Genomic DNA, 6,320 nt, shown 5'->3' with positions numbered 1-6,320 from the left:
TGATAAAGTGATCTTCGCGATGCCGGTTCAACAAGTAGTAAAACTACTTAAAGGTTCGGCTTGGGAGCCATTCTTAGCCCCTTATGAATCCAACACAGCAACCGAAGTAATGGTGTATGACATTGGATTAAKCCGCGTCGTCGCTAGACCATTTAGTTATATCAGTGATATGGATAATAAACTATTCATCAGCGATGTTTCCGCAACGGATCATACTCTTGTCCCAGAAGGTGGTCAACTGCTTCAAGGTATCGCTTACCTTAGTGATAAATTCGATAACGACGAGGAACGCAAGGCCTATTTGGATAATAAAACTTCTCAAATGGAAGCCCTCTTCGACATGCATTACCCAGGCTGGCGCGATGTTACCGCGGTTAAGCGAGTTTCGAAGAAAGCAATGGTATCCAGTGTGAAAAACATTGCGACTAATCGACTTTTGCCAACTCGTGTGGAAAATATTCCGTTCTACTTCTGTGGAGATGGCTGCACAGGTAAAGGCGAGCTTGCTGAACGCGCATTCTCGAGTGCACGCAGYGCGGCATTGTCTATCGTACAGGAAGTGGAACAAGCTTTACAGAACGTATAAATTCGAGAAATGAATTAACAACAAAAAGCTGTTCAAGATCTGACGTGTTGTCAGAAATTGAAACAGCTTTTTCGCTTTATTTGCTGGTAATGGACACCGTTCTCGTTGCCCCATCCCAATTGACGATACCGCCAAAAGTTTCACCTACGAATCTAGCAGGCGCAAGCGTGTAGCCATTGACTAGTCTGGCTGGTTCTTCCAACTCAATCGGCTTGCCATTCACATAGACCGTTTTTTGGTCAAGTGTCAGCTTGACGGTCGTGTTCCCTTTGGTTGCCGTGACAGATCGGGTTGCAGCTTCATAATCAACTTTAGCTCCCATAGCTTCGAAAATGGCACGAAGCGGTGTAAATGTCGATCCATTTACAATCGCAGGGGCTTGTTCAAATTGCTGTACAGTACCATTGATATTCACGGAAACTTGTGATGATATTCCAAACGTGCGGAAAGCCACTTGTTGGCCGGATTTATTCAAGATACGCATCTGCAGAACAGAGCCTTCTGGCACCTCGCCAGCTTTAAGGTCTAACCCGTAAGGCAAATTCGTTTGAGTAGCAATAACTCGACCATTCAACAGATACTCCACTTTACCAATGTATACTTCAGGTATTTTGATAAAAGGAATGATTCTCGTTTGCTTCGTAAATGCTTGATGATCAGCATCAATCGGCACATAACCTACACGGTCCGCAGGTTTAGCTGCATCCTTCACTTCAGAAAGAAGATAAGGATTAGCAATCAACTTGCTGTAGTAGTTTTGAATGTCAGAGGAAGTCGATAACGAGTAATCGTTCTTTGCGTTATTCATTTGCTGATCCACATTAAAATACGTAATAGCTTTCAATCTTGGATATTTGTAAGGCATAATTTCATACAACCGTTGTAGGTTCAGCTTCGCCCATTCCGTGTAATCCTCACCAGCCGAATGCGAATAATGCGGAACGCCAGTCTCACTCAGCATCAAAGGCTTACGATCTGCATAAGTGTTGTACAATCTTGTAAGTCTTTCTACGTTACTAGTCGCAAGCATGGATGGCAGTGATGGGTCTCCATTTTCGTAAGGCTCAATATATAAACTGACACCAACCCAGTCCACATACGCATCACCTGGATAGTAGGGATCAATATCATTCGCCGGTACATCCCCAGGGCTCCACACCATAGCCACGTTAGGCGCGTCTGTCGCAAATACATCATGAAGCATTCTAAACTTCGCGATATACTGCGCAGGATTCCCATGCCATTTCACCCATGCACCGTTCATTTCTCCTGCAAATCGTAAAAATATTGGAATTCCAGCAGCTTTCGCCTCTTTCGCCCAGCTCCTTAAATAAGCTCCATCTGTAACAGGATCTAGCCCATTGTCTGGCTCCCAAGCGATTTGCAAAGCACCACCAGCATCTTTGGCGCGCTTCGCATAGGAGGATGGAAAACCTTGTCCCCAATGTGCATAAGCTAAGTAAATCGCATGCTTTTTACCGTAGACGGATTGCATTTTAGTAAAAGTATTACCGACTTTAGGATCTTGCTCGGAATACATGCCTAAATATGTACCATATGCTGGTTCAAACTTGGCCAAACGGGATCCAGCTGATTCAGAGCGATCCTCGACGATGCTCTCGATATTTTCTTCCCGGTATAATTCAACGGTTGTCCGAATTTGATCAGCACGCTGTAATTTGACAGCACCCCAATCCTTGCCTGCATGGACCCAATATTGATTTTCCTGCTCATAATAACGAATTGCTTGATCATAATCGCCGATCTCATCAAAATATTTGTCTAATTTGCCACTGAAAAGAGCCGCATTCTCCCAGTCCCCTGCACCTGCATAGTAATCAGCTAGATATATCCAATGAGGAACCGCTGCTTTGGAATTTCCAGACGCTTGCAACGAGTCAGCTTGTTTCCAATGATCCCAAACAACATCCGCACGTACAGGTACTGGTGCCCCCGCCATACCCGCTGCAAGAATACCAACAGCCAGTGAAAGAATTCCTATTCGTTTATTCATTTTCAATTGTTATATACTCCCTTTCATGATGTTCTAAAATATTCGCTTGTACTTGATACGTTATGAGTCACAKAAAAGTAGCATATTACTTAAAAAAATTACAATATCCCACTACCTATCAGGCAAAATTGACCCAAATTTGATGATTTCACCACGACGGTTCGATCCCTTTTGCAATTAACCATTGTTAAAATATAGAAAATAAGAGTGTGAAAGGTTCCATCACATGAAAAATAAAGGGTCAGTTTTCCTGATGGCAGTTTGTATATGTTCGTTATTTGTTGGTTGTGAAGCCGCCCTTAACCCCTTGTCCATTGGAATGAAGTCAACTCCTAATGAATCAAAATCAACTGTAGCTTCACAGGACTTAAACAACCTACATGTTTTGGAACCCATACCAACGACGAAGGTGACTGGATTAGATGAAGATATGAGTCAAACACCTCCCTCCATTCTCAGCACAATCGATGATGATAATTCTCCGAATGTCGTATATGTACAACCAGCTCCAACCCAACAAGATAGGTCGGAACCCTTGCATATTCTCTATGCCGGCGATGCGATGTTCGATTGGTCTGTCAAAGAAGCAATCAACCGCAACGGTCCTGATTATCCCTTTATGCATATTCAATCCGAGATTGAACAGGCGGATTTCTCATTCGTCAATCTTGAAACGGCAGTAACCCTGGAGAATGAAAAGGATACCAATCAGATCTACAATTTCAAATCGAATCCTGAATCCCTTACTGGTCTGAAAAATGCTGGCTTTGATATGGTATCCGTTGCCAATAATCATTCTATGGATTTCTTGCAAAAGGGGTTTCTCGATACACTTTCCCATTTAGACAAAGCTGGATTGCTCTATGTGGGAGGTGGTCTGAATGCACAAGAGGCGTATCAAGCAAAGAGTGTAAATTTGAAGGGAAAAACAGTAAAATTCCTCGCTTTCTCTCGGTTCATCCCAACTGGAGATTGGTTTGCAGGCAAGAACAAGCCTGGTATTGCTCAGGCCTACGATAGAAAGCCAGTGCTCGATGCGATTGCTCAGGAACGTAAGGATGCCGATTATGTTCTCGTCTACCTGCATTGGGGGGTGGAGATGAATAATCGCCCTGAGGCTTGGCAACGCGAATTTGCTAAACAAATGATAGATGCAGGAGCAGATGCCATCATTGGGAGTCACGTGCATGTACTGCAAGGTTTTGAGTATTACAAAGGCAAGCCTATTGCCTATTCGATCGGTAATTTCCTATTCCCTGACTACGTAACTGGCCCGAAAGCAGACACGGGTCTGCTCCATTTGAAGCTCGATGATGGGCAAATCGAGATGTCTTTTCAACCTTTTTACATTGAAAAAAATCAAATCGTCTCTAAAGGTTCCGTTTATGCAGAAAAGCAATTAGCTTATTTGAAGTCTATTTCTTATGGGGTGGCACTCGAGGGGGAGATGTTTCGACCAGAGACTGGGTTTGCCAGTAAATGATTGAGTCGTGGAAATATGTAAAGGAATGACCGATGGCTATTAAACATAAATAAGGATTGCGATCACCTCGTTTTATGTGAACAGCCATTGTAATTCCAGTTCTACCTACTTATTTCATTTATGGGATTTCACCAAAATAGCTCTAGTACGCTTCCGTTGTTGCGCTGTCAAAGGCTGTACATAAGAGGCATCACCATGAGGAGCAATCCCTTTTATTTTACCTGCGATATACGTGCCACCTGCAGCCGGAATAGCGGTACGCACACCATAAGATGCCATAACTACACCGATCGGATTACTAATGGAACGAGAACCATCCGCCGGACCGGCGAAATTGAGTGCTACCGCATAACGATCGCTGGAACGGAGCCAGACAGAGCCCGAATCACCTGGAAGTGATACTGGACCCGAGGTTCCAACAATGACAGTCTGATTGCGAAACAGCAGCGTACCTAAACTACCGCCATATGACACACGAACATCTACATTATTTGACTCCACTGTTCCCCTTACAGCTCCTGAAGTACGACCTGATTTAAACACTTGAAGTCCAACCGGATAACTTAGAAGATGGCCTGGGACTGTAATTAAGTCGCCCGATGCACTTCGTAAATACCTTGGGTTTAATAGGCTGTTTGAGGTAGGAAGGGCAATAGACGAATCTTGATAATTAACTTCACCAGGGCGTAACGGTACAAATTGATAAGCTCTTCCTACACGATCAGCTCCCGATGTTCCGCCATCTGCCGGACCAGGTTGGACCGTTTCAGAGAATGCAGACGAATTATCTCTGATTAACACATGGTTGTTACTTAGAATGTAAAGTTGATTGTTCTTGATGACAATTAAGCCTGCAGTTCCTGTCGCGGAGGGATTCGTCTTACCAATACTTACGCCCCCTGGTACTGGACGATTTCTGCTTTGAAAAGAAGTTGCTTTGTACACTTTGGGTTTAGGTGCTTTTAACACATGTGCTTTAAAAGAATCCGCAGAGAGAAAACGCACGGGAACGGACGAACCTAATTTAGAAGCAACGCTTTTCAGATTATTTAATCCTGATGGCACGATTTTTTGGTGGGTGTATACAATGACACTCGCACCTGCGGTTGGTTTTTTGGGATCTGCGTACCCGACGCCTACGCCCATAACCTCTGCCCTTTTCAATAATACAGGCGAGAGACGATTCTTATGTTTCAGTGCTTCATGAAATGTTGCCATGCACATTCCCCTTTTCGTCATGTTGGTGCAGTGTATGCCAACTTGTACGATTCGGCATGATGCCTTTACCTAAGGGGCATACAGGAAACAAAAAAAGGCTAATGACCGATAGTGGGTCATTAGCCTTAATGGAGGTGATAAGAAAGTGAGATGCGCAGCGTAGTAAAAGCTGATCTTCACGGACTATTTCGAGATAAAAAGTGGCGTTTATTAATAAACTTTTTTATAGTTCTTCAAGAGAAATGCGGCTCCCGCGGCCAGATGGTTCTGCGGGTTGAACAATTAACTTGCGTACGAGTCGAGCGCGGAGTTCGGGTACGTGCGAGATGACACCTACAGCTAGTCGATCTGTATGCAGCTTCTCCAGTGCACCAATAACCATGTCCAGCAACTCCTGGTCCAGCGTGCCGAAGCCTTCATCAAGGAAGAAAAACTCCAATGGATATTCGCCTTTCAGCTGAATCTGAGCGGACAAGGCTAATGCTAATGCTAACGAGGTAAGGAAGGTTTCCCCACCCGATAGCGTGCCAACTGGTCGCTTCACCCCGCCATTCGCATCGTCACGAATGACGAAGCCACCTCCCGAGTCGACTTCAATCCCATATCGTCGACGCGTTAACTCACCAAGTCGCTCGGATGCCGCGCGGCTTACTTGCATTAACTGCTCTTCGGCAAGGTACTCGACGAAGGCATTGGCCTTGAGCACGGCTTGCAGCTTGCCAAGCCGTTCTAGTTGCGTCGCCTGCTCAGCGCGCTGCGCTTCGAGCTCGCACCAGCGCAAGTGCCGCGCAGCGAGCTCGCTGGCGCCCTGCGCCGCCTTGGCCCGCGCCTCCAACGCGGCCTCGGCGCAAGMCTTCGCGTCGCTCAGCTGCGCCTGCGACTGCGCCCACTCGGCCGCGCTCAGCACGCGGCCCTGCAGCTTCGCTGCCAGCTGCGCCAGCTGGGCGCGCAGCGCCTGCTCGCGCTCGCGGTGCTCCGCCGCGAGCTGCGCCCACTGGCGGCGCTGCTCAGGCGCCAGC

Annotated in this window: 4 protein-coding genes and 1 pseudogene; 2 read left to right on the top strand and 3 right to left on the bottom strand. The window is 46.1% G+C overall.

Features of this window, described 5'->3' with window-relative positions:
- A pseudogene (locus tag AC1DLM_RS34345) lies at window positions 1-586 on the top strand (FAD-dependent oxidoreductase); the annotation flags it as partial.
- Between the two features lie 76 nt (window positions 587-662).
- On the opposite strand, the gene AC1DLM_RS34340 reads toward AC1DLM_RS34345, so the two are convergent.
- Window positions 663-2,600 carry a stalk domain-containing protein gene (locus AC1DLM_RS34340; protein WP_441989121.1) on the bottom strand — a complete coding sequence of 646 codons (1,938 nt, stop codon included), beginning with the start codon at window positions 2,598-2,600 and terminating at the stop codon, window positions 663-665.
- Window positions 2,601-3,030: 430 nt separating this feature from the next.
- Here AC1DLM_RS34340 and AC1DLM_RS34335 point away from each other — a divergent pair, with 430 nt between their 5' ends.
- Window positions 3,031-4,083 carry a CapA family protein gene (locus AC1DLM_RS34335; protein WP_441988948.1) on the top strand — a complete coding sequence of 351 codons (1,053 nt, stop codon included), beginning with the start codon at window positions 3,031-3,033 and terminating at the stop codon, window positions 4,081-4,083.
- Window positions 4,084-4,197: 114 nt separating this feature from the next.
- On the opposite strand, the gene AC1DLM_RS34330 is transcribed toward AC1DLM_RS34335, so the two are convergent.
- Both AC1DLM_RS34330 and AC1DLM_RS34325 read right to left on the bottom strand, forming a co-directional pair.
- A complete protein-coding gene (locus tag AC1DLM_RS34330; protein WP_477572498.1) occupies window positions 4,198-5,301 on the bottom strand; it encodes a chymotrypsin family serine protease in 1,104 nt (367 codons plus the stop codon).
- Between the two features lie 223 nt (window positions 5,302-5,524).
- On the bottom strand, window positions 5,525-6,320 hold a 796-nt coding region (locus tag AC1DLM_RS34325; protein WP_477572497.1), incomplete at its 5' end, for an SbcC/MukB-like Walker B domain-containing protein.

The organism is Paenibacillus sp. 01T442, from assembly GCF_056398345.1.
The sequence above is the reverse complement of the archived record's forward strand: the minus strand, read 5'-3'. Positions and strand labels throughout refer to the sequence as shown.

Excerpts from the sequence above, each read along its gene's own strand:
- AC1DLM_RS34340 (WP_441989121.1), bottom strand. The coding sequence starts at position 2,600 with ATGAATAAACGAATAGGAATTCTTTCACTGGCTGTTGGTATTCTTGCA.
- AC1DLM_RS34335 (WP_441988948.1), top strand. The coding sequence starts at position 3,031 with ATGAGTCAAACACCTCCCTCCATTCTCAGCACAATCGATGATGATAAT.
- AC1DLM_RS34330 (WP_477572498.1), bottom strand. The coding sequence starts at position 5,301 with ATGGCAACATTTCATGAAGCACTGAAACATAAGAATCGTCTCTCGCCT.